This is a genomic window from Acrocarpospora catenulata (genome assembly GCF_018476525.1).
GTDB lineage: Bacteria > Actinomycetota > Actinomycetes > Streptosporangiales > Streptosporangiaceae > Acrocarpospora > Acrocarpospora catenulata.
The window spans coordinates 188069-214373 of the sequence record NZ_JAHCST010000001.1; the positions used below are offsets into that span (position 1 = coordinate 188069).

Below are 26305 nucleotides of genomic sequence, written 5' to 3' on the forward strand. Positions count from 1 at the left end.
CCCCCCCACGCGAGGGGGGGGGGCGGGGCGCCGGGATTTCAGCGTTCGGCTGGGGCGGCCAGCCGTTCCGCTTCCCAGTGCAGGGCCTCGACGAGCACGAGCTCCAGGTGCAACTCACTGTCGATGAGGCTGTCCAGGACGTCCATTCGGGCCTCCCTGACAATCATGACGCCCCATCAGTCACAGAGGTTCACACAACTCTTGAAATTGCATCAATCGGCCGGAAGTTTGGGGGAGTAGAGCCACCCCGCGAAGAGCGGATCCAGCGAATCAGGGGTGTACCGGGCGGCCAGGTCGGTGAACAGGCCGGTGCTGACCGTCCCGTGCCGGTAGGCCGAGGTCCACTCCCGCAGCAGGGAGAAGAACGGCCCGTCCCCGAGGGCTCCGCGCAGCGCGTGCAGGGTCAGCGCCCCGCGCTTGTAGACCCGGTCGTCGAAGATGCGCCGCGCCCCGGGATCGGCCAGCACGAAGTCCTGCGGCTGCCCCGCCAGCCGGCGCCGCCACCGCCGCGCGTGCCCGGCCGCGGGCTCACCCCCGGACGCCTCCGACCACAGCCACTCCGCGTAGCAGGCGAACCCCTCGTGCAGCCAGATGTCCCGCCAGTGCCCGAGGGTGAGGCTGTTGCCGAACCACTGGTGGGCCAGCTCGTGCGCGACCAGCCGCTCCGAGCCGCGCCCGCCGTCCACGTGGTTGGCCCCGAAAACCGACATGCCCTGCGCCTCGACCGGGATCTCCAGCTCGTCGCTGGTGACCACCACCGTGTAGGACTCGAACGGGTACGGCCCGAACAGATCCCCGAACACCGTCATCATCCGGTCCTGCCGGCCGAAGTCGTGCCGCACCCGGTCCGCCAGCCGCGCCGGATGGTAGACCCGCTGCGGCAGCTCCCCTGGCAGGTCCGTGGCCACGTACCGCCCGATCTGCACCCCCGCCAGATAGGTGGCCATCTGCTCCGGCGCCTCGTACACCCAGGTGGTGCTGGACGGCCCCTGCGAAACCGACACCTTCTTCCCGTTCGCCACCACCCGGTACGGCGAGGCGGCGGTCACCGCGATCCGGAAGGTCGCCTTCTGCCCAGGGAGGTCGTTGCACGGAAACCAGGACGGCGCCCCCGTCGGCTGGCTGGCCACGATCGCCCCGTCCGCCAGCTGGTCCCACCCCAGCCCGCCCCACGGACTGGATACCGGTTGCGGATTGCCGCCGTACCGCACCTCGACGGTGAAGGCCCGCCCCTCCGGCAACCACGCCACCGGCTGCACCCGCAGCTTCTCCGTCCGGTGCGCGTACCGCGCCTTGACCCCGTTGACCTGCACCCGGTCCACCCGCAGCGCCCCCAAGTCGAGTTCGAACCGGCTCAGCGGCGCCGTCGCCACCGCATTGAGCAGCGCGACGCCGGTCAGCCGGTTGGGCCCGACCCGGTACTCCAGCGACAGGTCGTAGTGCAGCACGCGGTAACCCTCATTACCCCGCCCCGGGAAATAACCCACCGAACTCCCAACGCGAAAACTCCCAGATCAGAACCACGCCGCGATCGGGTTGCCGAACCAGCGCGTCCGAGCGGGAAGCGACTCCCCGCGCATGACCAGGGACGCCGGTCCGACGGTCGTGTGCTCCCCGACCGTCGCGGCGGGCAGCACGACCCCGTGCGGGCCGAGCGACGATCCGGCCCGCAGTACGACAGTATCGACGCTCATCACCCGGTCGTGGAACAGGTGGGTCTGGAGCACGCACCCCCGGTTCACCGACACCCCGTCCCCCAGGGTGACCAGGTCGATCTCCGGTAGCCAGTACGTCTCGCACCAGACCCCGCGCCCGATCCGCGCCCCCATCGTGCGCAGCCAGAGCACCAGCGGCGCGGTGCCGAGCAGCGGCTGCGCGAACCACGGCGCGGCCAGCACCTCCACGAAGTTGTCGGCCAGCTCGTTCCGCCAGACGAAGGAGCTCCACAGCGGCCGGTCGCCCGCCCTGATCCTGCCCAGCAGCGCCCACTTGGCCAGCGTGGTCACGGCGGCGGCCAGGATCCCGGCACCCGCCAGCACCACGCCGCCGAGCAGGGCGGCCGCCGCGTAGCCGTGCCAGAGGGCCAGGCGCAGCAGCGTGGCCAGGACCAGCACCGCGACCGCCACGGTGGCCATCGCCGGGACGATCCTGCCCAGCTCCACGGCCGCCCGGGCCAGCCGGAGCCGAACGGGCGGGTTGTAGGTGCGGGCCCGGTCGGCCGCCTCGGCGGTGCGGCGCAGCTCGACCGGGGGCATGCCCAGGTACGACGACCCCGCCTTGGCCTTCTTCGGCGCGGCGGAGAGCACCCCGACCAGGCCGTCCTTGGGCACCTTCCGGCCCGGGGCGGTCATGCCCGAGTTGCCGAGGAAGGCCCGCTTGCCGATCCGCACGTGATCGACGCGCATCCGCCCGTCCTCCAGCTCGTACGGGGCGACCATGGTGTCGTCGGCCAGGAAGGCCCCGTCCCCGACGGTGGTCATCGAGGGCAGCGCGAGCACGGTGGACAGCTCCACGTCCCGGCCCACCTTCATGCCGAGCGCGCGCAGCCAGCCGGGGGTGAACGTGCTGGCGTACAGCGGGAAGAGCCAGACCCTGGCCGCCGACATCAGCCGCGCGGTCAGCCACGCCTGCCAGGCGACCCGGCTGTGCACCGGATGGCTGCCGGGGTACAGGCGGATTCCGAGCAGCCGGACCGCGACCACGGTGAGCAGCGCGAACGTGGCCATGGACGCGACGGTGGCGAGCGGCACGCCAAGCAGCGCCCGCCCGAGCGCCGCCCCGAGCGTGGCCGCGTCGCCGATCGCGGCACGCAACAGCAGCAGCCCGGGGAGCGCGGCGGCCACCGGCAGCAGGCTCAGGGTCAGCGCCGACACCGCGTACACCGCCATCCAGCGGCGCGAGCGGCGCGGCCGCCTGCCCTGGTGCCTGGCCTTGCCGGTACGGCCGGCCGGTGCGCCCGCCCAGCGTTCCCCGGCCGGAACACCCTTGCGGACCGCCGAACCGGCCACCACCTGCGCGTTCTTACCGATCCTCACCCCCGGGAAGAGGGTCGACCTGGCCCCCACGGTGGCCCCCGCGCCGATCCGGATCTCGCCCACCCGGAGGAGATCCCCGTCCAGCCAGTACCCGGTCAGGTCCACCTCGGGCTCCACCGCCGCGTGCTTGCCCACCCGGAGCAGGCCGGTGATCGGCGGCAGCGTGTGCAGGTCCGCGTCCTGGCCGATCTGCGCGCCCAGCGCCCGCGCGTACTGCGGGATCCACGGCGCGCCCGACAGCTCGCCCACCCCGATCCTGGCCGCGAACTGCTCGGCGAACCACAGCCGCAGATGCATGCCGCCGCCGCGCGGGTAGACGCCCGGCCGCAGCCCCCGCAGCAAGCCCCGGGCCACGGCGGCGGCCAGGCTCATCCGGCCCAGCGGCGAGACCACCAGCAGCCAGCCGAACGCCACCCACCACCAGGAAACCGTCGGCAGCCACGGCAGCCCGGCCAGGTTGGCGAGGGCCATCAGCCCCACCACCCAGCGCAGCGCGCCCACCGTGAGCAGCGGCACCGTCAGCGCGGCCTGCACGGCCGCGGCCCGCGGCGGCACCGGCGCCACCACCCGGTCCTGCCCGGCCACCTCGGTGTCCATGGCCGCCAGGTACGCCCCGAGCCCGCGCAACGTCGGATGATCGTAGAGGTCGGCCACCGCGACCCCCGGATACTGGTCGCGCAGCACCGACACCAGCCGCGCGGCGGCCAGGCTGGTCCCGCCCAGCGTGAAGAAGTCGGCGTCCGGATCGCCCGAGCTCACCCCGAGGATCTCCTGCCACCGCTCGGCCAGCCACTTCTCGATCCCGGTGAGATCCCCGGTGTCCTCGGCGACCGCGAGCGGCCACGGCAGCGCGTCCCGGTCGATCTTGCCGGAGGTCCGGGTCGGCAGATCGTCCACCACCGCGAGCCGGGGCACCAGCGCGGCGGGCAGCGCCTCCCGGAGCCGGTCCCGGGCGATGCCGGGGTCGAAATCCTCTCCGGTCACGACATAGCCGACCAGCAGTTGGTGCCCGGCGCCGGTGGTGCGCACCGCGGCGGCGGCCCCGGCCACGCCCGGCAGGGCCAGCAGCGCGGCGTCGATCTCGCCCAGCTCGATGCGGCGGCCACCGATCTTGATCTGCTCGTCGGCCCGGCCCACGAAGAGCAGCCCTTCGGGTTCGGCCCTGACCAGGTCGCCGCTGCGGTAGGCGCGCGCCCAGCCGAGCGCGGGCAGCGGCGCGTACTTCTCCCGGTCCTTCTCCAGGTCCAGGTACCGGGCCAGACCGACGCCGCCGATCACCAGCTCGCCGATCCCGCCCATCGCGACCGGCTCGCCGGTCGGCCCGACCACGGCCAGGTCCCAGCCGTCCAGGGGCAGGCCGATCCTGACCGGGCCCTGACCGTCGAGCGGGGCCGCGCAGGCCACCACGGTCGCCTCGGTGGGGCCGTAGGTGTTCCAGACCTCCCGTCCCGGCACCGCGAGCCGGTCGGCCAGCTCGGGCGGGCAGGCCTCGCCGCCGAAGATCAGCAGCCGTACCTCGTCCAGCGTCTCCACCGGCCAGAGCGAGGCCAGCGTGGGCACCGTCGAGACGACCGTCACTCCCTTGTCGACCAGCCACGGCCCGAGATCCATCCCGGTACGCACCAGCGCGCGCGGCGCCGGCACCAGGCAGGCGCCGTGCCGCCAGGCCAGCCACATCTCCTCGCACGAGGCGTCGAAGGCCACGGAAAGCCCCGCCAGCACCCGGTCCCCGGGGGCGATCGGGTCCGCCCGCAGGAACAGCCGCGCCTCCGCGTCCACGAACGCCGCCGCGCTGCGGTGGGTGACCGCCACGCCCTTCGGCTTCCCGGTCGACCCGGAGGTGAAGATGATCCACGCGTCGTCGCCCAGCCCGGGCCGTCCGCTCTGCCCCCCGGGCTCGCCCGTCATGGCGACGGTACGGCTCTCGCCGATCACCGCGCACACCCCGGCCTCCTCGAACACCAGCCGGGCGCGTTCCTCGGGGTCGTCGGCGTCCACGGGCACGTAGGCGGCTCCCGCGTGGAGGACGGCCAGGATCGCGACGTACAGGTCGGCGGTGCCGGAGGGAACTTGTACGCCGACCCGGTCGCCCCGGCCGATGCCACGTGCGGTCAGCTCCCCGGCCAGGTGGGTGACCTGGGCGGCCAGTTCGGCGTACGACAGGGGGGTCTGGCCGTCGTCGAGGGCGGTCGCCATGGGGTGGCGGCGTACGGTCGCCGCGAAGACGTCCAGCAGGGTGCGTCCGGGCGGGGCGGCGGCGCCGCCGCGAAAGATCGCCTTTGTCGGGGGGAAATCGGTGGTCGGATTGGGCAGGGATGTGCGCAAAGATTCCCCCGGTGGTCGACAGAGGGCAGCCACCGGCCGAGCAGGGTGCGGATGTCGCTCGCGCCGGTCTTCCCGGGCCGCCGGACGCGAGGACGCGCCACCTCCATTGAATCAGGCGATTGCTAGAACAATTCCCTTTACGCCCGATATATGCCAATAACCTTACGAATGGCCGGAAATATGGAATGAACCCGGACGGCCTGCGCTGCGTACCTCGAACGTGTTGACTCGTTCGCGCCAGATCGCGCTTGCCGTCTCCGCCGCCGCCCTGCTGTCCGCCGTCGCCTGCTCGGGAAGCGAGAGCGCCGGCCAGGGGGCCGCCACCGAGGTGCCGATGGGCCCTCCCCCCACCGTCGAGCAGCTCTCCGCCAAGGTCGGCTGCACGCCGGACATCCAGGTCGACGCCGCCGATCTCCGTACCGGCGCCTGCACCACCGAAGTGGGCCAGTTCTTCGTGAACACCTTCGCCACCCAGCAGGGCAAGGACGAATGGATGGACCAGGCCCCCGAGTACAACCCCCACCTGGTCGGCAACCTCTGGACCGTCCTCGGCACCCGCGAGGTCCTCGACCAGCTCAGACTCAAACTCGGCGGCGACCTCCACCTCAGCGACCACCGCGTCAAGTCCCCGGCTCCAGCTGCTGGCGCCGGCTACTAGTGCCCGGCAGGGCCTCGCCTGGGGTAGTGCTCGACAGGGCCGTGCCGGGAGTAGCGCTCGGCAGGGCCGTGCCGGGGGCCGATGGCTTCCTAATCCCACCCATATGGTTGGGTTTTGGACGTGGTACTCGGGTTGGGGGAGATCGCCGGGCTTGTTGCGGCCGGTGTGGTGGCGGGTGTGCTGAGCACGGTCGTCAGCCTCGCCTCGATCGCCTCCTACCCGGCGTTGCTGGCGTTCGGACTGACCCCACTGGCCGCCAACGTCACCAACACCGTCGCGCTCATGTTCACCGGCCTCGGCGCGGCGGCCGGATCCCGCCCCGAGCTGGCGGGTCAGGCCGGCCTGGTCCGCCACTACGGCCTGGCCACCGCCCTGGGCGGAGCCACCGGCGCGGCACTGCTACTGATCACACCGGCCACCGCCTTCGAGAAGATCGCGCCCGTGCTGATCGCGGTCGCCTCGGCGATGTTGCTCCATCCCGGCGCCGCTCTGCCCGGCCGCCTCACCGGAAGTGCCTGGCTGCGCGCCGGAGTCTTCTGCGTCGCCATCTACATCGGCTACTTCGGCGCGGCCGGCGGAGTCATCATGTTCGCCCTGCTCACCGCCGCGATCAACCAGTCCCCGGCCCGGGTCAACGCCATCAAGAACGTCATCGGCATCTTCGCCAACGCCGTAGCCGCCCTGGGTTTCGCCCTCTTCGCCCCGGTCGCCTGGTCCGCCGTGGCCCCACTCGCGACCGGCCTCCTCCTCGGCGGCCTGATCGGCCCCGCCATCGCCCGCCGCCTCCCCGGCCAGACCCTGCGCATCCTCACCGCCGTCTCCGGCCTGGCGGTAGCGATCAAGCTGGGTCTGGACACGTACACCTGAGGCTTCCGCCGACCGGCGGTCAGGTCATCGTGACGCTGACGGGGACGGTCCAGCCCTGGCGGCAGACCTTGCGGACCGGGAACTTCTGGTCGCAGCCGTGGACCCAGAAGGTGATCTTGAGGCCCTTGGCGACGTTGACGGCGTACCTTCCCGAGGTGCCGCCCGGCAGCGGCGCGCCAAGGACCGAGCCGCCGTTGGAGAGTTCACCCGAAGCCTGGAAGTACTCGTAGTGGAACGGGTCGGTCGGTCCCCACCGGAAGACCGCCTGGTTGTTCTTCTGGAACGCGGCGACGATCATGCGCTCGCCCTGCTTGGGACTCCACGCGATCTGCCCGTGCTCGAACCGCTGCTTGCGCCCCGTCATGTTGGGCGGCGTGTACTCCTCAACGGTCGCGCACCCGAACCAGCTGTCGGCCCCGCCCATGGCCCGCCAGTAGTCGCCGATCAGCCCGTACGGCTGGATCGCACACGTCCCGGCGACGGCGGGCTGCGCGGCGACGCCGACGCTCAGAAACGCGGCCGCGGTCATCCCGGTGGCGGCGACGGTACGCCAGATCTTCGTTGCCATGATTCCTCCTTGATGTCTCTTCGACGGTAGGAAGAACCGGCCCAATAGGGATCATGGCTAGCCAGCCGAATCAGTAGGGCCAACCCTCCTCAAATCGAGGGTTCAGGCCACGTATCAGGTGCATGCGGGTATCGTCCGGGCGTGATCGAACAGGTCTGGCAGCTGCGCCGTGGCGAGGAGATCCTCGGCGAGATCCAGGTGGGCGGAGGAGATTTCCTTGGTGGACGCTTGGTTCCGCTGGAGTGACGTCCCTTTGGGGTAGCGTCACCGGCCCAGGCCCGCCTCCCGGGCCTGGATGATGGCCTGGGCCCTGTCCGCCACCTGGAGTTTGGCGAACACGTTGGAGACGTTGTTCCGTACCGTCTTGGGGGACAGCACCAGGCGTTCGGCGATCTGCCGGTTGGAGAGCCCGGCCGCGATCAGTTCGAGGACCTCACGCTCCCGGGCGGTCAGCTGGGGGAAGGGCTCCTCCTTGGGCGGGCGGACCGTGGCCAGCCGGGCGAAGTAGCGGGTCACCCGACCGGCCAGGGCCGGACCGAAGATCACTTCACCGCTGGCCACCGCCGTGATCGCCCGCAGGATCTCGGTCTGGTCGGCACCCTTGACCAGGTAGCCCCGGGCTCCGGCGAGCATCGCGGCGAACACGCTCTCATCGTCGTCGTGCATGGTCAGAGCCAGTACGCCGATCCCGGAATCCCGCTCGAGGATGCGCTGGGTGGCGGCCACGCCGTCCAGGCGGGGCATCTGGAGGTCCATCACGACGACGTCCGGGCGGAGTTCGGCGGCCAGTGCCACGGCTTCCAGTCCGTCGGCGGCCGTGCCGAGCACCTCCACCGCGCCCGTGGAGGCGAGCATCATCCGCAGGCCGTCCCGGTAGACCGGATGATCGTCGGCGATCACCACCCGTGGCGGCGTCATGGTCGTCCTTTCTGAGCCGTGAGAGCCGGTTCCGCGTTCGTGGCCCGGAGGGGCAGGACGGCGTGCACGCGGGTCCCGCCCGCCGCGCGGGAGCTGACCGAGCAGTGCCCGCCCAGTTCCTCGGCCCGCTCCCGCATGCCGAGCACCCCGACGCCCACCAGCGCCCCGGACGGGACGCCCGCGCCGTCGTCGGCGACCTCCACCTCCAGCGCGTCCACGCCAAGGCTCAGCCGCAGGTCGCACCGCCCGGCCCCCGCGTGCCTGACCACGTTCAGCACCGCCTCGGAGGCGATCCGGTACGCCGCGACCTCGACCGCCGCCGGAAGCATGCCAAGATCGCCGGTGACGGTGACCGTGATCGCCAGGGCTCCGTCACTGAACCGCCCGGCGGCCTGGCGAAGCGCCCCCGCCAGGCCGAACTGGTCGAGCGCGGGCGGCCGCAGGTCGTGCACCAGCCGCCGGACCTCGCCGAGCACCGTGGACAGGTCGCCGCGCACCTGCTCCAGGGTGTCCAGCGCGCTCCCGGTGTCCCTGCTCACCAGGTTGCCGGCCGCCTCGACCTTCAGCGCCGCCGCGGCCAGGGTCGGCCCGAGGCCGTCGTGCAGGTCCCGGCGGAGCCGCCGCCGTTCCTCCTCGATGCCGGTGACCAGGCGTTCCCTGCTCTGCTGGAGTTCCTCGGTGAGGGCGGTGGCGTGGACGGCCGCGGCGGCCTGCCGTACCACGTCGGCCAGGAGGCGCTGGTCGGGCTCGGCCAGGCGGGCGCCCGCGCGGGGGACCAGGGCCAGCCGCCCGATGGGGGCGCCACGGTAGGCGAACGGCAGCACCACCACGCCCGGCAGGGGAGAGCCGTGTTCGGCCACCACGGTACGGCCGTCGGCGCGGTCGAGCTCCACGCGTACATAGGGGGAGCGGAAGGCGGCGGAGACGGCCGAGGCGACCTCCAGCAGCAGTTCCTCCGGCCCGACCGACTCCTCCAGGCGCTTGGCCAGCGCCGACACCACGTCGTACGGCTCACCGCGGCCCGTCATGATCACGTTGACCCAGCGCTGGATGCGGGCACGCAGGGGCGCGTAGAGCACGGCCACCACGCCCGCCGCGAGCACCGCGCTGACCGGCTCGTCCAGCAAGGTGCTCAAGCCGACGAAGATCGACATATCGACGGCCACCACGATCGCGGCCAGCCCGCCGTACAGGAGGGTCCAGCCGAGCAGCGGGTCCACGTCGTAGAGGCGGTAGCGGCCCACCGCCACCAGCACGGCGGCGGCCAGCGCGACGTTGGCGGCGACGAAGGCGGCGTCGGGGGTGACGGCGTCGACGATGGCGGGCACCAGCAGCAGGAGCACGTTGAGCAGCCCGGCCAGCAGCATCCAGCGCAGCTGGGCCCTGCGCACCTGGTCGGAGCCGCGGAAGCGGGCCACGAAGGCGGCCACCGCGACCACCAGACCGGCGGTGAGCAGGGCCGGCATGGCGGTGAGCAGCCCCCGCCAGAGCGCGTCGGGCAGCTGGGGGAGTGGCAGATCCACCTGGGGCCAGGGCTCGGTGTCGTCCAGGATGCGCCACGGCGCGGCCAGGAAGACGAGCACCGCGAGCGCGGTGCCGCCCAGCGAGAGCGCCGCCGCCCACCGCCAGCGCCGGGTCGGCAGGCGGCCGTCCGGGAAGAAGAGCAGCACCAGCGGGGCCACCAGGTTCAGGAACGGCCCCAGCCGAGCCCCCGCGTACAAGGCTGAGCCGGTCAGCGGCAACGCGCCGCCATAACGGTGCAGCGACCACACCGCGTACGCCGCGGCCACCCCGTTGAGGCAGCTCACCAAGCCCCCGGCGGTCAGGATCCAGGTCATCGCGTGGCGCGGCAGCCGGATCGCCAGCACCGCCCCCGCCACGGCCAGCGCCACCCCCGGGACGGTCGACGACCACGGCGCCCAGGCCAGCGGTGCGGGGCGCGCGTCGGCGGGGGTGACGTACTCGGCCCAGCCAGCGACCGCCGCACCTGCCAGGCAGACCGCCGCCAGGGCCACGGCGGTCACGGTCAGCGCCCGGTCGAGGCGGGAGGGGAACACCTGCCCAGGTTGCCATATGTCCGGTTATTGGGCACGGGACCGTTGTCCCGTCCCACCCGGGACAACGGTCCCTTGTCTGGACGGGCGGATCGGGGACACCGCCGGCCCCGCCGCTCCCTGGGCGCCCGGGACGTCCCGCCGGAACACTGGGCGGCGCCTGGAACCCAGTAAGGAGACCCCGTGTCCGTGCACGTCAAGCCCAGCAACGTCAACCCCGGCGACCCCGGCGCCCGGTCCGGCGCCACCCCCGAGCGGGTACGGCTGGCCGGAGCCATGCTCGCCGTCGGCGCCATCGCCTGGGGCATCGGCCAGGTGATCGTCGGCGACAAGATCCAGGAAGGCATTCAGACCCTGGATACCGTCACCGGGATGATCTACGTCCTGGGGATGATCGGCCTGGTCTGGGCTATCCTGGCCACCCGGGCGAGCGGCGACGGCTTCGGCCGCCTGGTCGCGCTCGGCCTGCTCGTCATCCTGCCGGGCGCGTTCCTGCTCAACGTGCTCTCCTTCGGCTACGCCTCGCACGACGACTTCCCGCTCTGGCTGGCCATCCTGGACGCCTGCTGGCCGCTCAGCCAGCTGGGCATGCTGGTGCTCGGCAGTTGCGTGGCGGTGGCCCGGCGGGCCGCGGGGGCGCTCCGCTGGCTGCCGCTGCTGGCGGGCTGCTGGTTCCCGGTTAGCGTCATCGCCCAGATCGCCGGCGGGTCCGCCGTTTCGGTCTGGGTGAGCGCCGTCTGGCTGATCGGCGTACACGCCCAGTTGGGGGTGCGGATGGCCGTCCGGGGCCAGTTGGTCTGACCCGCCCGCTCATGATCTGGTCTGGGGCCGTTGCTCCAGACCAGATCATGATTTTTGGGTGTCGAGGTCCAGGCCGAAGTCCGGGTCGAAGTCCAGGTCCAGGTCCAGGTCGAGGTCCAGGTCGAGGTCGAGGGCGCCAGGGCGGCGCGTTCGCCCAGCGCCGCGTCGGCGCCCGTGTCCTCGACGTCCGCCTCCACGAAGCTCACTCTTCAGGTCACTTCCCCGGCGGCTTCACCAGATCGCGACGGTCAGGGCGGGCTTTGGCGGCAAACCGCGTCCGGCCGGAAGCCCCGCCCGCACGCTTCCCCAGTCGCCTCTCCGGCCGCCTCCTGGTTGCTTCGGTTGCTTCTCCATGATGGCCGAGATCAAGGTCATCGGGGACTCCCCGGCCGAGCCTCCGGTTGCTTCTGCGGTTGCTTCTGCGGTCACGCGCGGACCACGTTGGGTCCGGCCGCCGTCAGGTCGGCCGCCAGCCCCACGTCCAAGCCGGTGTCGGTGATCACCGTGTCCACATCGGCGAGCGTGGCGAACCGGGCCAGGTAACTGTTGGCGAACTTGGTGTGGTCGGCCAGCAGCACGGTCCTGGTGGCGGCGCTGATCATCGCCCGCTTGATGGCGGCCTCCGCCGGGTCCGGCGTGGTCAGGCCGCGGCTCACCGAGCAGCCGTTGGTGGCCATGAAGGCCACGTCCACGTGCAGGTTGTCCAGCGGGCGCAGGGCCCAGTCGTCCACCGTGGCCAGGGTACGGCCGCGGACCCGGCCGCCCAGCATGATCACCTTCAGGTTGACGCGGGTGGCCAGCATGGTGGCCAGCGGCGGCGAATTGACGATCACCGTCAGTTCACGGTCGGCGGGCAGCATCTGGGCGAGTCGGCTGGTGGTCGAGCCGGCGTCGATGATGATCGCGCCGTCCTGGGGCAGTTCGGCCAGAGCCGCCTTCGCGATACGCTCCTTCTCGGCGGTCATCACCTCGTCCCTGGCCGCCAGCGCCGGTTCGAAGCCGAGACGCTCCACCGGGATGGCGCCGCCGTGCACCCTGCGCAGTGTTCCCGCCCGCTCCAGGACGGTCAGGTCGCGCCGGATCGTCTCGGTGGTGACCGACAGCTCCTCGGCCAGGGTCACCACGTCCACCCGACCGGCCATTCTGGCCCGCCGCAGGATCTCCTGCTGTCGCTCCTCCGGGTACAAGATGTTGATTCACCACCGTTTCGATTTGCTTTCATCTGTATTTATACCCGTATGTGTTGGAAGTCAAGGGCATCCGGGCATGTCCGGACATGCCGAGGGTGTCACGGGCCGGGGCGGGGTGGTTCTGGCCAGAGGGTCGCGTGGTGGTGATCGCCTGTTTGGCGTCGCTGGGGGTCAGGGTAGCGGGCTTCCGGGGCCTGGCTGGAATGTAGTGGATTGGACTGCTTTCTTTAGGGATGGGTCCCGGAGGGCCAGAATACGCCTGCTTTGGCGAATTCGGGTTGATCGGCTTTGTTCGGTACGCGTTGAGGGGTTCCGGATGGAGTAAACGCATCGTCCCGAGGCTGTTGAGGGGTTTCTAGAGGGGCTCTAGTCTATTCGGTACGGAAAATAGGCTTGGCTGCATTCTTTTCGGGAGAAATATTTCCACGGGTGGTTCGCTCGGCGATTGATTGGCGGGAATCACGGCTGAGGGCGGTGATCGATCGCTGAATGGATGCCCTGGGGTGGGGCTGGTGAACTTTTTGTGCCAGGGTTCGTTGATCTTGGAGCGGTTGTTGATCGGCTCTGACGTGGGACGACATGACTCGGAAGATCGATCGGGGAGGGCCGGGCGTATTCGGATGTGGTCGTCGGCGTATTCTGCCTGGCTGTTGGCGGTTTGGGAGATCGCTGATCTGCTGGCGCCGACGATGGTGGGGGTTGGTTGAATTGTTGAACGCATTGCCGGTGGGGATCTAATTGACGGGGAAGGCCGGGCCGGACGGCTGATGCCCGAAATATGCCGATATGGCTCGCGTTGGCGTGTCGGGTCCCGATATGGGAGGCATCTGGGATATGGTGTTTATTTGATTATTAAGCGGTGTTGCTCATTCGAATGGGAACTCGAATTTGACACCGGAAAGAGATCGGTTGCATGATTGGGCAGGCCGGGAGGCGTAATGGTCGCCTCAACGCGGATTAACGTTTTTGCAATTAGTCGTGCGCCAATTCCGTTCCATCGATTCCGTTCCACCGAACAGGAGTGGGTAAGTGACGGTTGAGAACGACCAGCTGAGCCTTGGCACCGCCGCCGCGCGGAAGCTGACGACCACGACCAAGACCGTGCCCCAGATGCAGGGCATCACCTCCCGGTGGCTGCTCAGGCTGCTGCCCTGGGTCCAGGTCTCCGGCGGTGCCTACCGGGTGAACCGCAGGCTGAGCTACGCGGTCGGCGACGGCCGGGTGACCTTCACCAACGTGGGCGCGTCCATCCGAGTCGTGCCGCCGGAACTCGGCGAACTGCCGCTGCTGCGCGGATTCGACGACCTGTCGGCCCTGGAGGCGCTGGCCGGGCGTTTCACCCAGCGGGACTTCGAAGCCGGCGAGGTGATCGTCACCTCCGGCCAGTCCGCCGACGACGTGGTCCTGGTCGCCCACGGCAAGCTGGAGAAACTGGGCACGGGGCCGTACGGGGACGAGGCCGTGCTCGGGGTGCTCGCGGACGGCGACCACTTCGGCGACCAGACACTGCTGGAGAGCGGAACCTGGGAGTACACGGTCAAGGCCAAGACCGCCGGCACCGTGCTGACCCTCTCCCGCCGCAGCTTCGAGGAACTGCTCGCCCAGTCCGAATCCCTCAGCGCCCACGTCGAGGCGTACCGCGCGGGCCCCGCCCGCGCCCAGGACGAGTACGGTGAGGCCGCCATCCACCTGGCCGCCGGCCACCACGGCGAGCCCAGCCTCCCCGGCACCTTCGTCGACTACGAGGTCTCGCCCAGGGAGTACGAGCTGAGTGTCGCCCAGACCGTGCTCCGCGTGCACACCCGGGTGGCCGACCTCTACAACAACCCCATGAACCAGACCGAACAGCAGCTCCGGCTGACGATCGAGGCCCTGCGGGAGACCCAGGAGCACGAGATGGTCAACAACCGCGAGTTCGGCCTGCTGCACAACGCCGATCTCAAACAGCGCGTGCACACCCGGACCGGCCCGCCCACCCCCGACGACATGGACGAGCTGCTGGCCACCGTCTGGAAGGAACCCTCCTTCATCTTGGCCCACCCGCAGGCCATCGCCGCCTTCGGCCGCGAGTGCAGCAAACGCGGGGTCTACCCGGAGAGCAGCGACATGTCCGGCCACCGAGTGCCGGCCTGGCGCGGGGTGCCGATCCTGCCCTGCAACAAGCTCCCGGTCACCGACACCCGGACCACCTCGATCATGGCCATGCGGGTCGGCGAGAGTCAGCAAGGCGTGGTCGGGCTGCACCAGACCGGCATCCCCGACGAGTACCAGCCCAGCCTCTCGGTCCGCTTCATGGGGGTCAGCGAGCAGGCCATCATCTCCTACCTGGTCAGCGCGTACTACTCGGTGGCCGTGCTAACCCCTGACGCCCTGGGCATCCTGGAGAGCGTCGAAGTCGGCCACTGACCTACTCCGCCACGACGGCTTCCGTCAGGACGGCTTCCGTCAGGACGGCTTCCGTCAGGACGGCTTTCGGTACCACTGCTCCAGCCTGGCCGTTTGCTTCCAGCCCTACCGTTTGCTTCCGGCCCGACTGCTTGATTCCTGCACGACCGCTTTCTGGCACCACCACGCCGTTCTCGCACCACCACGCAGTTCTGGATCTCGATCTCGTGATCAGCACCGGGGGCGCCGCAAACGCCCCCGGGCGTTACCGGCCCGATCAGCGGGCCACTCCGCTGCGCCCTCTGAGGAGTGAACTGTGACCGTACAGAACGACCCGCTGAGCCTCGGTACCTCCGCGGCCAGGAAACTCACCACGACCACCAAGACGGTGCCCCAGATGCAGGGCATCTCGTCCCGGTGGTTGTTGAAGGTGCTGCCCTGGGTGGAGGTGTCGGGCGGTGCCTACCGGGTCAACCGGCGGCTCACCTACACCGTCGGCGACGGCCGGGTCACCTTCACCAACGTGGGCGCCTCCATCCGCGTGGTCCCGATGGAACTCGGCGAACTGGCGCTGCTGCGCGGCTACGACGACGTGGACACCCTGGAGGCCCTGGCCGGCCGTTTCACCCAGCGCGACTTCCAGCCGGGCGACGTGATCGTCGCCGCGGGCGAGCCAGCCGACGACGTGGTCCTGGTCGCCCACGGCAAGCTCGACAAACTGGGCGTCGGGCCATACGGCGACGAGGCCGTGCTCGGAGTGCTCGCCGACGGCGACCACTTCGGGGACAGGTCCCTGCTCGGCCCGGGGGTGTGGGAGTTCACCGTCAAGGCGACCACGTCCGGCACCGTGCTGACCCTGCCCAGGCGCTCCTTCGAGGAACTGCTCGCCCAGTCCGAATCGCTCCGGGCCCAGGTGGACTCCTACCTCTCCGCCGCCGACCGCCCCCAGGACAAACACGGCCAGGCCGCCATCCAGGTCGCCGCCGGCCACCACGGCGAAACCGCCCTCCCCGGCACCTTCGTCGACTACGAACTCTCCCCCCGGGAGTACGAGCTGAGCGTCGCCCAGACCGTCCTCCGCGTGCACACCCGCGTGGCCGACCTCTACAACGACCCGATGAACCAGACCCAGCAGCAGTTGCGGCTGACCATCGAGGCCCTGCGGGAACGCCAGGAACACGAAATGATCAACAACCGCGAGTTCGGCCTGCTGCACAACGCCGACCTCAAACAGCGCCTGCACACCCGCAGCGGCCCGCCCACCCCCGACGACCTCGACGAGCTGCTCTGCCGCCGCCGGAAGACCCAGTTCTTCTTCGCCCACCCCCAGGCCATCGCCGCATTCGGCCGCGAATGCTCCAAACGCGGCCTCTACCCCCAGACCATCGACCTGAACGGCAGCCGTGTACCCGCCTGGCGCGGTGTCCCCATCCTGACCTGCAACAAAATCCCCATCAGCGAGGCCAGGACCACCTCCATCCTGGCCATGCGCACCGGCGAGGAGGACCAGGGCGTCGTCGGCCTCCACCAGACCGGCCTCCCCGACGAGGTCGAACCCGGCCTCAACGTCCGCTTCATGGGCATCAACGACCAGGCCCTCATCTCCTACCTGGTAAGCACGTACTACTCTGCGGCCGTCCTGATCCCGGACGCCCTCGGCGTCCTAGAAAACGTGGAACTCGGCCACTGATGACCCCCACCGGCACCCCCACCGACCAGCTCTCCGGCCAGCCCACCGGCCAAGAGCCCGACCAGAGCTCCACTCAGCACGCCGAGCATCATCATCACCCCGACCCCCTGTGCTCTGACCACCGCTCGGCCCGTGAACTGCTGGACTGGAGCCGGGCTCTGCTGCGCCCGGCCCTCGGCCAGGCCGTGGACAAGCTGCCCAGTTCCATGCGCCACATCAACGGCTACCACCTGGGCTGGTGGGACGCGCACGGCACCCCCGCCGAAGCCGACAGCGGCAAGGCGATCCGCCCCACCCTCACCCTCCTGGCCGCCCAAGCCGCCGGAGGAGACGTGAACGCGGCGGTCCCCGCCGCCGTCTCCGTCGAGTTGGCGCACAACTTCTCCCTGCTCCACGACGATGTCATGGACGGCGACACCACCCGCCGCCACCGCCCCACGGCCTGGAGCGTCTTCGGCGTCTCCCAGGCCATCCTTGCTGGCGACTCGGCGCTCTCCCTCGCCTTCCAGGTCCTGGCCGCCAGCGGCCACCCCCTCGCCCACGAAGGCGTGTCCATCCTCAACACCGCCGTCCAGCACCTCCTGCAAGGTCAGAGCTCCGACATCGCCTTCGAGGAACGCCCCGACGTCAACCTCACCGAATGCCTGGCCATGGCCACCGGCAAAACCGCCGCCCTCATCTCCTGCGCCTGCACCCTCGGCGCCCTCTTCGGTGGCGCCACCCCCACCCAACTCACCCACCTACGCGCCTTCGGCGACCACCTCGGCCTGGCCTTCCAACTCGCCGACGACCTCCTCGGCATCTGGGGCGACCCCACCATCACCGGCAAACCCATCCACTCCGACCTGGCCAACCGCAAAAAATCCCTCCCCGTCGTCGCCGCCCTCACCTCCGGCACCCCCGCCGCCCGCGAACTATCCGCCCTCTACACCCGCGACGACCTCCTCACCGACACCGACCTAACCCACGCCGCCACCCTGGTCACCCAGGCCGGCGGCCAATCCTGGACCCAAACAAAAGCCACCACCCTCCTAAACCAGGCCCTAACCCACCTCACCGCCGCCAACCTCCCCCCAGCCCCCACAGCCGAACTGACCACTCTCGCCACCCTGATGGTCCACCGCGACGTTTAGGACCGAACACCGCGAGGGTCTGGCCAGTCAGGCCGCGCTTCACTGGCCTCGTCACTCCGAACACGCCTCAGGTCACACTCGAACCTGAGAGCCGCGGTGGCGGGGCCAATGCCACGAATACGGCAGCGCGCTACCTCCACCTCGTCGGCGGCGATCGTGACACAGGCAACGGAGATCTGAATGCTGGACCTAAAGGACCACCAGTTCGGGAGCGTGCCGCAGCCCTACGTCGGCGTGGGCTATGTTCAGCAAGCTCGATGCACGATCACGGACGGAACCGAGCTCGGTGCTCACCCCGATGGCCTCGGCTCCGTGGCGTAGTGTGCTCTGACGGATATGCACAGTGATGCTGTCGCACTAACCAGTGGTCAGGTTCCGCAAATTCTTACAATTGTGCGGTGAGGGCGCGGCAGGATGCATTTCTGTGGTAAGTATGCATTCTGCTGACGTATATTCGATTCTCCTGCGCTTGGTGATGAACAGAGATCCCCATAGTGAGCACGTCAACAGTTTGGGTGGCACCGTGCACGGCCCGGCGGTCCAGGCCAGAGACATCATCGGCGGCATCCATATCCACCAGGCCGTCTCCCCGATGCCCACACCACGACAGCTGCCACCGAGCGGTACGCTGATCAACCGACTGGAAACACTGGCATTTCTTGATCGTGCCCATGGCAAAGGGTCGCGGTCCGGATCCCCGACCATCGTGGTCGTATCCGGCCCGGCGGGGGTGGGCAAGACGGCCATTAGCCTGAATTGGGCCCACCGAAATAGTCAGGATTTCCCGGATGGGCAGCTGTACGCGGATTTACGTGGTCATGCAACCGACCCATCGGCCGACCCCGCAGAGGTGCTCGGACAATTCATCCGGGCATTCGGAATCGCACCCGATCGTATTCCCGGCGGGCTCGTGGAACGGGCCGCCCTGTATCAGTCACTCGTGACCGCACGTCGCCTTGTGGTCGTGCTCGACGACGCCTTGTCAGCCGCACAGGTGCGACCGCTGCTGCCCGCGTCCGGAGGCAGCGTCGTCCTGGTTACGAGCCGGTGGAGGCTGGCCGGACTGATGATGGATGGCGCCCGAGGTATCCAACTGGAGCGGCTGGATGTGGAAGCCGCCCTGGATCTGCTCCGGCATCGGCTCGGTGACGATCGTGTCGGCGGAGAGCTGACCGCGGCAAAGCAACTGGTCGACCTGTGCGCGCGGGTGCCGCTGGCGCTGTCGGTTGCGGCCGCCCGGCTGGCCACTCGGCCACGCTGGCCGCTGACCGAGATGGTCGAGGCGCTTGCCCAGGAGAACCAGCGCCTCAGCGCACTGTCCGTGGAGGACGACATGACCATCAGGGCCGCTCTGACGCTCTCCTATCAGAACCTTTCGCCACCTGAAGCAGCCCGGCTGTATCGGTTGCTCGGGTTGTTTCCGGGCGCGACGTTCGACAGCGCGGCGGCTTCAGCGTTGGTCGGGCTGCCATCAACTGAGACGCGACGTCTTCTGGGGGTGCTGACCGACGCGAACCTGCTGGACGACGTCGACGGTGGGAGCTATAGGTTTCATGATCTGGTACGGCTGCATGCAAAAGAGATGGCCGAGGCGGAGGAACCGATCGCCGTACAGGAGGAGGCCATGCGGCGCGCGGTTGACTGGTTCCTGCGCAGGACGCGAATGGCGAGCCACGCAGCGGCGCCGTACCGGTCGATTCCCGTGCCGGATGGAGAGCCTGGCTTCGCCGACGCCGCGCAGGCGCTGGACTGGATGGACCGGGAGTTCCGCAACCTGCGGGCGACCGCGCTGGCGGGACACGCGCGAGGGCTACACGTGGAGGTATGGAATCTGGTGGACGCGATGTGGCCACTGTTCCTACATCGTGGCTTCCGGTCGGAACGATTGGAAATCGACCGGCTAGGACTGGCTGCGGCGCAGGCCTGTGGGGACGCGAACGCGCATGCCAAGATGCTCAACCGAACCGCCCTGTCGCTTCGTACGCTGGGCCGCTGGGACGAAGCCGCTGCGGACTTGAGGTATGCGCTGGACATCTGGCGTGGGCTGGGCAACACGTACCGGATCGGGGACACCAACCGGCAGCTGGGGCATCTGGAGATGGATCGTGACCGGCCACAGGCCGCGATCACCATCTTCGAGGCGGCAGTTGACAGCTATCGGGCGGCGGGTGAACCGCGGCGGGTGGCGCTGGCCATGTGTGACCTTGGACGGGCGCTGACCGAGAGCGGCCGGGCCGGTGAAGCGGTGCCTCATCTGACCGCTGCGATCGAGATGCTGGCACGCGAATCCGATCCGTACAACCATGCCAGAGCGTTGATCCTGCTTGGCCGAGCCCGCTGGGAGGAGCCGTCCGTCGCGGAGGACCTGCTCATTCGTGGGCTTGCGGCAATGGAGGAACTGGGATCGTTGGCTGGCCAGTCGCTGGCACTGCGCAGCCTCGGCGAGGTCGCGTTGAGCGCGGGGCGTCGGGCGGACGCGCGCCAGTACCTGGAGCGCGCCCGCGAATTCCTCGCCCATATGAGTAGTGATACCGACAGGCTTGACCGGCTCCTGTCTCAGCTCGATTGATCACCAGCTTTCGACTGTCGTCGGTGGCGGCGGACTCGCACGCAGTTCGGGGAGGCTCAGGGACACACTCGCGGGAGTCCGGTGGCCGATCTTCCAGCCCGCGTTGAGCACCGCGGCCTGCAGTGCCTGTACGGGATCCCCCGTACTCACCCAGAAATGAAGGAAGGTGGCGAACAGTGCGTCCCCAGCGCCCGTGGTGTTGATTACTCCCCGGGGCGTAACAGCTTCAACCGTAACAAGTCGTCTGTTGCGGAGCCCAACCACGGCGCCACGTGCCCCCATGCCCACGCCGACCACGGCGCAACGCGGATAGCGGTCGAAGATCTCGGCGATCCACTGCCGGGGGGCCACAGGCAGGCGTTCATCACTGCAGAACAGGATGTGGGCGGCACGGAGCCACGGGACGTTGTAAGGGTCGGCGGTATCCCCGATCAGGTGGGCATCCACTGCGATCGGAACACCCAACTCGGCGGCGGGGGCGACCAAAGGGCGGACGAACTTCGCATTCGTCAGCACCAATAGCTCGGCTCCCCGAGACTGACTGGCGAGGACGTCGAAGGGATAGGCGACGTTGTTGACGGGGGCCAGGTGCGGATAGCCCATACGTCGGCCGTCCGGCCCAACCAGGACGACGCCCGTCGATGAGTTCTCGCTGGTGATCACGCCGGGTCCGAGCAGGCCGTTTTTGTCCAGTTCGGCCCGTATGCCGGCACCGACCAGGTCCGAGCCCACGACCGTGCAGAGCCGGATGCTGCCACCTAGGGTGTGCAGGGTGCTTGCGATGTGCGCGGCGGCACCGGACACGCCACCCGACAACCACCGCGGCGTACACGTCGGGCGGTAGTGTACGGGGAACTCGTGCACGCCGACCGACAGGTAGAAGCTGGTGGCTCCGGCCACCACGATTCGAGGTGTCATGTGCCGTACCCCAGACTGATCCGGGCGCGGCCAGCCACGTCCATTTCACCGGGCTCACTGCCGGGGGAATGGATGTAGCGACCAGCGATGATGGCGGCAGAGGCCAAGCTGGCCAGGGGAAGCTTGGCCGTCAGCCAGCAGTACAGGAACGAGCCGAACGTGGCCGGCCAGGGATCGGTTCCGGCCATGAGCCCGGCGGTACCGGTGATCTCGGCGACAAGTCCATGCCGTGTGCCGATCAGGCAGCCCTGGTCGCCCCGAGCGACTGCGACGGCACATCCGACATAGCGGTCGAGCACTCCCGCGAACTGCTGCCGGGTGACCAGGACGTCAGCTATCTCGTGCCAGCCCTGGTCTCGGCGATCGTCGGAGTCGGCCACGATGTGCGCATCGTCCGTGACGAGGTCCCCCCGGGGCAGCCCACCGACGGACGACCCGGTGAGCACCATCAGGTGCGGTGCCCGTAACGGACCCTCGCGCGGGATGATCAGCAAGGCGGGCAGCGCCGAATGAGGCGGTGCGATAGTCGTAGTGCGGCTTAGGCGCAGCGGGTACCGTTGCCGGAAAAAATGCGGGACCACCAGCATGGTCACCCCTCCAAACCCGTGACGAGCACCGGTAGCGGGACGGGAATCGCGATGGGCACGCTCGACGGCTGGCGCAGGCCCATGAGCCGGTACATCAGCCGCCGCATGTTGCGGTGGAAACGGCCGGGCTCGGAGGTGACGCGCTCCTCAACCCGCTGGTAGTCGGTGGGCTTCAGCACGGCCGCGACCCGGTCCAGTTGAGTGCGGAGTGGTTGGTACCGATTGATTCTGGGCACGACGGCGGCTAGGTCGGCCATCGCCGACTCCGGATCCACCTCGGATGCCTCGAAGCTGGCCAGGGCCACCGGCACACCGATCGACGCGCCGTACAGGGTCGCTGACCCTTGATCGCCGATCACCCAGTCGGCCGCCACCAGAACCCCGCGCCAATCCTGCTCCGGCATCAGGATCCGCAGCCCTCGCCGCTGGCAGTCGGCCAGCCAGGTCCGGACCTGCCAGCGGCTGTGTCCGAACCAGACGTTCGGGTGGAGCAGTGCCACTACGCGGTACTCGTTCGCTGGCAGTTCGTGGACCACTCTGGAGAACAGGTCCAGCCGTCGGGCGAACAGCGAGTGCCGTCCCCAGGTTGACGTCACCACCAGTACCTTCTGGCGAGGGCCGGCGTCGAGCGCCCGCCGGTATAGGTTGCGATTGGGCATACTGGCCGCCAGTCGGTCGTAGCAAGGGTCGCCGACTACCTGCGCCACCGGCAGGGCCTGCGGACAGGCCCGCCCCAGGCGTCCCAGTTCGGTCTGGTGCGAAAGCACGATCGAGGACGCGATCACGTTCCCGTTCCGGACCAGCCGCTGCGCGTCCAGACCGTAAGTGGGCCGTTCCCCTGCCACGTGCTTGCCTGGTGCCCAGGACACTCGCTTGTTGAACCCGTTCCCGTGCTCCATGACGATCAGCGGCGCGTGCACCTCATGAACGTGGCCGTAAGCCGCCGCGATGGCCAGGTCGAATCGCGTGTTCACGGCCTGCTGCCAGGGCAGCAGCAGCCCTTCGATACTTTGTACGAATTCTTCCACGCCGTTGTTGAAGACGTCCGGTGCGATCGTGAACATCACCTGGACGCGCGTGTCGGAATCGACCAATCGAGCCGCGTCCAGGAGTCGCTGCCCCGATGTGACCGTGTGAACGATCACCAACAAGGTCTTGCAGTTTCCTCGAGTCACCCATTTGCGCGCGTCCAGGCCCACCGGCACTCGGCGCCATTCGTGAATTGCCATCGCCCCTCTGAAGCCCCCTTGATCATCTGGTCGTCGGCGACCCCCTTCGCCTTGCTGTGAGCGTCCACATCTGACCTTGCGGAGAACCTTGCGGGAACCTTACTGGTTCTGTCATATCTGACAGAATGGCAATCCGGCCTGGATCCAGGTCCCGGAAGATGAAAAGATTCCGGCCAGAGAGAACCGTTCCCTCCAATGGGACAGCCGGTGGAATTTCGCATTCTTGGCCAGATTCAGGCCTTGTCCGAAAACGGCCCGATCGAGATCGGGTGGGCGCGAGAACGCCACATCCTGGCCATCCTGCTCCTCGCTCCCGGCCAGCCGGTACCGGTGAAGTCGCTCATCAGTCGTATATGGGACGATGATCAAGCGTCAAATGCGCGGTCCCAAATACATCAGAACGTCGCGCGGATCAGAAAGTGGCTGCCGAATGGTGGTGCGAATCTACGCAACCGGGCCGGCGCATACGTGCTGGACATCGCGGAGGAAAGTGTTGACCTGCACCGGTTCCGGATGCTGCGCGCTCGGGCTCGCGCCGTCCAGGCGACCGGCGACCGCGAGCAAGCCATTCGCCTGCTCCGCGAGGCGTCCCTCCTCTGGCGCGGAGAGCCCCTCTCCGGCCTCACCGGTTCATGGGCGGACCGCACGCGTGAGGTGATTGAGGAGGAGTTGCTCTCCGCCCTCATCGAACGCGCCGATCTCGAACTCCAGATCGGTCTCCACGCCGACCTTGTGGGCGAGCTGCGCGATCTCATTGTTCAGTACCCGCTCAATGAACGGCTGGTCGAAATGCAGATGCTGGCCCTGTACCGCAGTGGCCGCCTTGCCGAGGCCTTGGCCGTCTACCGCGATACCCAGCGGCGCTTCCACGACGAATTAGGCTCCGAAACCAGCCACAAACTGCGTGAACTTCATCAGCGTATCCTTCGCAGCGACCCGACCCTCCTCCCTCGGCCTCGTCTCGCTGCTCAGCCTCCCAGCGGCCTTCCCCGCGATGTGTTCAACTTCACCGGCAGAGCTGAGGAGATCTCCCAGCTGACCGCCATGGCCGCAGCCCGCGCTACGGCCGTCACCGTTCTGCGAGTGGATGGAATGGCCGGCGTCGGGAAGTCGACCCTGGCCCTGCACGTGGCCCACATGCTGGCCCCGCGGTACGCGGACGGGCAGATTTACCTCGATCTGTACGGTCACCGCAGTGAGAACGCCGCATTGGACCCATTTGACGCGCTCACCCGCCTGCTCCGTGCGATCGGCATACCGGGAGAGCGCATCCCGAAAAGTCTGGACGAGGGTGCCACCCTGTGGCGGACCGAACTGGCTCGTCGCCGCATGCTAATCGTGCTTGATGACGCGACCGGTCATGAGCAGATTCGCCACCTACTTCCCGGCGCTCCAGGCAGCTTGGTTTTGATCACCAGTAGGCGCCGACTGGCGGGTCTCGATGATGCGCCACCCCTGACCTTGAACCCACTGCCACATGACGATGCCATCACTCTGCTCGGGCGGATTATCGGTCCGCGACTCAGCCGAGAGACCGAGGATGTAGCGAAGGTCGTCGAGCTTTGCGGATACCTTCCACTCGCGATCGTCCTGGCCGGACAGCAATTCGGAGGCCGCACCTCCTGGCGGGTCAGCGATGTCGTTGCCCGGCTCAGTGAGAAGGGGCGCCGCCTCGCCGAACTCCGCGCTGAGAACCGTGAAGTCATCGCCGCCTTCGAATGCTCCTACCAGGAACTCGACAACCGCCACCGCCAGACCTTTCGCTCACTCGGTCTGCACCCCAGCCCCGAAATCACCATCGACTGTGCCGCCGCTCTCCTGTCCGAGGACCGTGCCACCACCGAACGCCTCCTTGATGGCATCCACGACCACCACCTCATCACCGAACCAATCCGCGGCCGCTACTGTTTCCACGACCTGATCTGGGAGTACGCCCGCTCCCTCGCCGAAAACGACCCTGCGCCACAGCGCCGGGCAGCCATGGCCCGAGTTCTCGACTTCTATCTCCACCTAGCCGATCAAGCCGACCGGATGTTGCCTCCCTTCCGAGCACGCCCACATATCGAGATCGCCCATGTACCTCAGGTGAGACCCGAATTCCGCTCCGCTGACGAGGCGCGGGAATGGCTGGAGAAGGAAATGGACAACCTCATCCACCTCATCCGGTACGCATCCGCAGACGGTTGGGCGCGGCATGCGACGCTGTTCCCTCATGTCCTCAGTCACTTCCTCGAAGCGGGGGGTAACTGGAAGGAGGCCACATACCTTCACGAGTTGGCCATCAGCGGGTGGCGGGAACTCGCGGACCAGCCAGGGCTGGCCCGTGCCCTGGCGGAGGCCTCGAAGGTGAACTGGCGTATTGGAAACTATGAGCAGGCGATTCGGTTCGCCACCGAGGGACTGGCCATTCGCCGTGCTTTGAACGACCAATCCGGGATCGCCGAGCTACTCGACCAGTTTGGCCGGATTTATTGGCACCGTGCCGATTTCGAAACGGCGCGCGAATATTGCCGGGAGGCGCTGAACATCAGAAAGATGCTCGGTGACCACCACGAGGAAGTGAACAGCCTAAACCACCTGGCTATCTTGGCCTGGCACCTGGGCGATTACATTCAAGCCGCAGACCAGTTTCAGGAGGCGCTCCGGGTCAGTAAGGAGATCGGCGATGACCGCGGACAGATGATAACATTGAATAATGTGCAGGAGGTGGAGCTCCGATTAGGTCGGTACGCTTCCGCCAGGCGACATCTGGAGCAGGCCGCCGTGCTGGAAAGTGAAATGAGCAGGCAGCACCAGGCCACATGGCTGGCCAACTCCGGGAATCTGCGGCGGGAACTCGGTGAGTACAATAGTGCGCTTGACTTCTACCGAAAGGCGCTGCAGATCTACAATGAATTGGGTGATCGGCGAGCTAATTCCGAGATTCTCAATGAGACTGGATTCTGTTTGGGTAGCATGAACCGCGAGGGCGAATCATTGATCCATCATCAACATGCGTTGACGGGAGCGTTGGAACTCTCGGATCGATACTTGGAGAGCAAGGCACTGTTCGGTCTTGGTGAGGTGCATCGACGAGCTCACCGCCACAATGTCGCCTTGGAGCACTACCGGCGGGCGCTGGGTATCGCTCGCGACATCAAGGATATCTACCAGGAATCTTTGATATTGGATCGAATGGGACTATCCCTCTTCCATAGTCAGGAGCGCGCGGAGGCGGAGGCGTGCTGGCGGGAGGCGGCTACCAACTTCGACAGGTTGGGTGTGCCTGAGGCCAGGACAACACGTGCACGACTCGACCGATCCATAGATACAGGATAAATCGGGCAGTGCATGTCGTTAACCTGCGGCTTTCACGGTGAATTTGAGCCAGCTTGATCG

General features: G+C 68.3%; 17 protein-coding genes. 8 read left to right on the forward strand and 9 right to left on the reverse strand.

From position 1 onward, the window contains the following. Positions 1–212: 212 nt before the first annotated feature. Positions 213–1448 (reverse strand): M1 family metallopeptidase, encoded by a 1236-nt coding sequence (locus KIP79_RS00835; protein ID WP_308169493.1) that lies wholly within the window; start codon positions 1446–1448, stop codon positions 213–215. 66 nt (positions 1449–1514) lie between these two features. Continuing rightward, positions 1515–5360: a Pls/PosA family non-ribosomal peptide synthetase gene (locus KIP79_RS00840; RefSeq protein ID WP_250212478.1), complete on the reverse strand. Its 3846-nt coding sequence runs from the start codon at positions 5358–5360 to the stop codon at positions 1515–1517. A gap of 223 nt (positions 5361–5583) precedes the next feature. On the opposite strand from KIP79_RS00840, the gene KIP79_RS00845 reads away from it, so the two are divergent. Further along, on the forward strand, positions 5584–6018 hold the full coding sequence (locus KIP79_RS00845) for a hypothetical protein (protein ID WP_214102706.1): 435 nt from the start codon (positions 5584–5586) through the stop codon (positions 6016–6018). A gap of 120 nt (positions 6019–6138) precedes the next feature. Continuing rightward, entirely contained in the window at positions 6139–6885 is a 747-nt protein-coding gene (locus tag KIP79_RS00850) for a sulfite exporter TauE/SafE family protein (protein ID WP_308169520.1), read from the forward strand. A gap of 19 nt (positions 6886–6904) precedes the next feature. Here KIP79_RS00850 and KIP79_RS00855 read toward each other — a convergent pair whose 3' ends face one another. The 3 genes from KIP79_RS00855 to KIP79_RS00865 all read right to left on the reverse strand — a co-directional run bounded on the left by KIP79_RS00855 (position 6905) and on the right by KIP79_RS00865 (position 10428). Then, positions 6905–7453, reverse strand: a complete 549-nt coding sequence (locus KIP79_RS00855; protein ID WP_214102707.1) for an LGFP repeat-containing protein — start codon at positions 7451–7453, stop codon at positions 6905–6907. Between the two features lie 264 nt (positions 7454–7717). Beyond that, the gene (locus tag KIP79_RS00860; protein WP_214102708.1) at positions 7718–8371 is read right to left on the reverse strand and encodes a response regulator transcription factor; all 654 of its coding nucleotides are present in this window, start codon (positions 8369–8371) and stop codon (positions 7718–7720) included. Continuing rightward, the gene (locus KIP79_RS00865; protein ID WP_214102709.1) at positions 8368–10428 is read right to left on the reverse strand and encodes a sensor histidine kinase; all 2061 of its coding nucleotides are present in this window, start codon (positions 10426–10428) and stop codon (positions 8368–8370) included. Before KIP79_RS00865 ends, KIP79_RS00860 begins: the two co-directional genes overlap by 4 nt. A gap of 180 nt (positions 10429–10608) precedes the next feature. Between KIP79_RS00865 and KIP79_RS00870 the strand changes: the two genes are divergently transcribed. Further along, the gene (locus KIP79_RS00870; protein WP_214102710.1) at positions 10609–11226 is read left to right on the forward strand and encodes a hypothetical protein; all 618 of its coding nucleotides are present in this window, start codon (positions 10609–10611) and stop codon (positions 11224–11226) included. Between the two features lie 425 nt (positions 11227–11651). Here the strand turns inward: KIP79_RS00870 and KIP79_RS00875 are convergent, their stop codons facing one another. Next, positions 11652–12413, reverse strand: coding sequence for a DeoR/GlpR family DNA-binding transcription regulator (locus KIP79_RS00875; protein ID WP_214102711.1), 762 nt, complete (start codon positions 12411–12413; stop codon positions 11652–11654). 1032 nt (positions 12414–13445) lie between these two features. On the opposite strand from KIP79_RS00875, the gene KIP79_RS00880 reads away from it, so the two are divergent. The 4 genes from KIP79_RS00880 to KIP79_RS00895 all read left to right on the forward strand — a co-directional run bounded on the left by KIP79_RS00880 (position 13446) and on the right by KIP79_RS00895 (position 20193). Further along, the gene (locus tag KIP79_RS00880; protein WP_308169494.1) at positions 13446–14822 is read left to right on the forward strand and encodes a family 2B encapsulin nanocompartment shell protein; all 1377 of its coding nucleotides are present in this window, start codon (positions 13446–13448) and stop codon (positions 14820–14822) included. Between the two features lie 295 nt (positions 14823–15117). Further along, complete coding sequence (locus KIP79_RS00885; protein ID WP_308169495.1) at positions 15118–16491, forward strand: family 2B encapsulin nanocompartment shell protein; 1374 nt, start codon at positions 15118–15120, stop codon at positions 16489–16491. After that, positions 16491–17624, forward strand: coding sequence for a family 2 encapsulin nanocompartment cargo protein polyprenyl transferase (locus tag KIP79_RS00890; RefSeq protein ID WP_214102712.1), 1134 nt, complete (start codon positions 16491–16493; stop codon positions 17622–17624). Before KIP79_RS00885 ends, KIP79_RS00890 begins: the two co-directional genes overlap by 1 nt. A gap of 475 nt (positions 17625–18099) precedes the next feature. Continuing rightward, positions 18100–20193: an ATP-binding protein gene (locus tag KIP79_RS00895; protein WP_250212530.1), complete on the forward strand. Its 2094-nt coding sequence runs from the start codon at positions 18100–18102 to the stop codon at positions 20191–20193. Here the strand turns inward: KIP79_RS00895 and KIP79_RS48090 are convergent, their stop codons facing one another. From KIP79_RS48090 to KIP79_RS00910, 3 genes are read right to left on the reverse strand one after another with little or no spacing between them, the layout of a single operon-like run. Beyond that, entirely contained in the window at positions 20194–21096 is a 903-nt protein-coding gene (locus tag KIP79_RS48090; protein WP_214102714.1) for a carbohydrate kinase family protein, read from the reverse strand. An 11-nt stretch (positions 21097–21107) separates the two neighbouring features. Further along, positions 21108–21704, reverse strand: coding sequence for a hypothetical protein (locus tag KIP79_RS00905; RefSeq protein WP_214102715.1), 597 nt, complete (start codon positions 21702–21704; stop codon positions 21108–21110). Continuing rightward, positions 21701–22762, reverse strand: coding sequence for a hypothetical protein (locus tag KIP79_RS00910; protein ID WP_250212480.1), 1062 nt, complete (start codon positions 22760–22762; stop codon positions 21701–21703). The genes KIP79_RS00905 and KIP79_RS00910 overlap by 4 nt, the downstream gene beginning before the upstream one ends. 372 nt (positions 22763–23134) lie before the next feature. Between KIP79_RS00910 and KIP79_RS00915 the strand changes: the two genes are divergently transcribed. Continuing rightward, positions 23135–26245, forward strand: coding sequence for an AfsR/SARP family transcriptional regulator (locus KIP79_RS00915; RefSeq protein ID WP_214102716.1), 3111 nt, complete (start codon positions 23135–23137; stop codon positions 26243–26245). Positions 26246–26305 lie beyond the last annotated feature (60 nt).